3 protein-coding genes are annotated in these 2,941 nt (G+C 54.9%); all 3 read left to right on the forward strand.

Features of this window, described 5'->3' with window-relative positions:
- On the forward strand, nucleotides 1–869 hold an 869-nt coding region (locus tag QZP87_RS01355), incomplete at its 5' end, for an ABC transporter permease (RefSeq protein WP_291321127.1).
- A 232-nt stretch (nucleotides 870–1,101) separates the two neighbouring features.
- Nucleotides 1,102–1,884, forward strand: coding sequence for an ATP-binding cassette domain-containing protein (locus QZP87_RS01360; RefSeq protein ID WP_291321128.1), 783 nt, complete (start codon nucleotides 1,102–1,104; stop codon nucleotides 1,882–1,884).
- Nucleotides 1,881–2,941, forward strand: a 1,061-nt coding sequence (locus QZP87_RS01365) for an MlaD family protein (RefSeq protein WP_291321129.1), incomplete at its 3' end; no start/stop codon positions are given. The genes QZP87_RS01360 and QZP87_RS01365, both read left to right, overlap by 4 nt.

A 2,941-nucleotide genomic window follows, 5' to 3' on the forward strand; every position in this document is an offset into this window, starting at 1 on the left:
GCCTGCGTCCCGACTTCAGGCACATCCAGGAAGAGATTGACTGTTTCGATTGCCGTCCCAGGCCCATGCAGCGCAAATACTCGGCTCTGGAGGAACTGGGCCGGGCAGCGGTCAACCTGGGTCGGGATACCAGGCAGTTTTTCTCCTTTGTGGGCGAATTCGTGTCTTCCTTTGCCTACAGCCTGACCCATCCGGGGACCGTGCGCTGGAAGGATGTCCTCTCGCACATGGAAGCAGTGGGCGGCCGGGCGGTTTTTATCATTGCTCTAATGGGATTTTTAATAGGAGTGATCATCGCCTTTCAAACCGCCATTACCCTGAGGGCATTCGGGGCGGAGATCTTCGTAGCCAAGCTTCTGGGCCTGTCCATTGTCCGGGAACTGGGCCCCCTGGTCACAAGCATAATCCTGGCCGGGCGGTCCGGATCGGCCTTTGCCGCTGAAATAGGGACCATGAAGACCAACGAGGAGATAAATGCCCTGCAGACCATGGGTTTAAGCCCAGTGCGTTTCCTGGTGGTACCCAGAATGCTGGCGGCCATGCTGGTCACTCCGCTTCTATGTATTTTCTTCCTGCTCTTCAGCTTCATCGGCGGGGCCCTGGTCATGCTTTCCATGGATTTCACCCTGACTACTTACATACACCAGCTGAAAACTTCCGTGGGCATGACTGATTTTTTGGGCAGCATGGTCAAAGTTTTTGTCTTCAGTATCCTTGTAGCCTGGATAGGCTGCGTGCGGGGACTGCAGACCGGCTCCGGGGCCAGTGCGGTGGGTCGTTCCACCACCAGCGCCGTGGTCAGCGCCATAGTCCTGATAATCCTGGCCGACGGCATCTTTGCGGTTGTCTATTACATGCTGGGGATATAAAATAATCGGCAAAAAGACAGGGTCCGGGGGTTCGGCAAACTGGGCGTAAACTGTCTGAGCGACGTAGGCAGCGTTAATCAAAACCGTTAAACAACGAAATTAATTCAAAGTATGTAATAGAAAATTTTCCAGTTGATAAAAACTTGTAGAGGTTTTGATTTACGCTGCCTTGGAGCGAGTTTTTACGTCCTGTTTGCCGAATCCCCGGACCACTGGAGCATATACAAATATTATGGTGAACAGTTATAATGTGCCATCACCCACTGAGCACCCGGTATGCGTGCGCAACCTGTATATGGGTTTTCCGGGAGAGACCCTCCTGGAGAATGTTTCCTTTGATGTATACACCGGGGAAATTTTTGTCATCCTGGGTGGCTCAGGCAGCGGCAAGAGCACCCTGCTAAAACACCTGATAGGACTTTATTCTCCCCTGGACGGGGAAATTTTTGTCCACGGCCGCAACCTCACCCGGGCCACGCCCACTGAAAAAACGAAGATCATGAACAGCATAGGCATCAGCTACCAGAGCGGGGCACTGTTCGGCTCCATGACCCTGCTGGAAAACGTGCGCCTGCCCCTGGAGGAATTCACGGACATGCCCCTGGAGGCCATGAATCTCGTCTGTCGCCTGAAGCTCTTCCAGGTTGGCCTGGAAGGATACGAAAAACACATGCCCTCGGAAATAAGCGGCGGAATGCAGAAAAGAGCAGCCATAGCCCGGGCCATGGCCCTGGACCCGTCCATACTTTTCCTGGACGAACCATCAGCCGGACTGGACCCTCTGACCTCGCTGGATCTGGATGAGCTTATCCTTAGTATAGCCAGGACCCTGAAAATAACCTTTGTCATCGTCACTCACGAACTGGACAGCATCTTCAAGATCGCCGACCGCATGATCATCCTGGATAAGCGCAATAAAAACCTTGCAGCCCAGGGCAGCCCCCTGGAGCTGAGCCGCACCCATACGGACCCCTGGGTGCGCTCATTTCTTAAACGGGAGAAAATCGCCCAATGAGTACCCAGCCCAACTATTACACCATAGGCATCTTCGTAAGCATAGGCCTGGTTCTTTTCCTGGGGGCCCTGACCGTGCTGGGAACAGGTGCCCTGTGGAGAGAAACAGTAACCGTTGAGACTTACCTGGATGAATCCGTCCAGGGCATTGACAGAGGCTCCCAGGTCAAAATGCGCGGAGTTACCGTGGGCCGGGTGGACGAGATAACCTTTGCCGGACTCAAGTATCCCGGGTCCGTGGATCCCGGAGACCGCTACGTCCTCCTGAAAATCAGCCTGGAGCTGGACGAATTCGGGGTGCCGGACCAGGAAGCCTTTGAGAGGTTTCTGGAGCAGGAAATTCAGAAGGGGCTCAGGATCAGGCTGTTGCCCATGGGCATAACCGGTGCAGCCTATCTGGAGATGGACTACGTGGACCCTGCGCGCCATCCCCCTCTGCCCGTAAGCTGGGAACCCAGGAATCCTTATGTGCCCTCTGCTCCCGGCACATTCGCCCGCCTGGAGGAGACCTTTGAGTCCCTGGGCAACACCATGGCCAAGATAGAAGAAATGGATATTCAAAAGACTCTGAACCACCTGGACCATCTTATCCAGAGCCTGGACAAGAGCGTGCAGTCCTTTGACCTGGCCGGCATATCCGCCAGGGCGGAGGGCTTTATTGAGGAGTTAAGGGAAACCAACCGTAAAATATCCGGGCTCATCGGACCACTGGAGGACCCGGAGGTAAAGCGGACCGATCTGCATGCAGTGCTCAAGGATTCCAGACAAATCCTGCAGAAGGTGGATAAAGGCCTGGACCGGTTGCAGATAGACAAGGAAGGGGGGGCTGCGGATCAGATAGCCCGGACCCTGGACAACCTGCACCAGGCCTCAAAGACTCTGCCCGAAACCATGGACAGCATAGACGTCACCGCTGCCAGCCTCAAGGAGAGCAGCAAGAGCGTGGAGCGCCTGAGCAGCAGAAGCTACACCATGCTCAGGTCCCAGAACGAGGAACTGCGAAGACTTCTGCAGAACATGCAGATCATCAGCGAAAACCTCCTGGATTTAAGCCAGGA

Source organism: Desulfonatronospira sp. (assembly GCA_003563255.1).
GTDB lineage: Bacteria > Desulfobacterota > Desulfovibrionia > Desulfovibrionales > Desulfonatronovibrionaceae > Desulfonatronospira.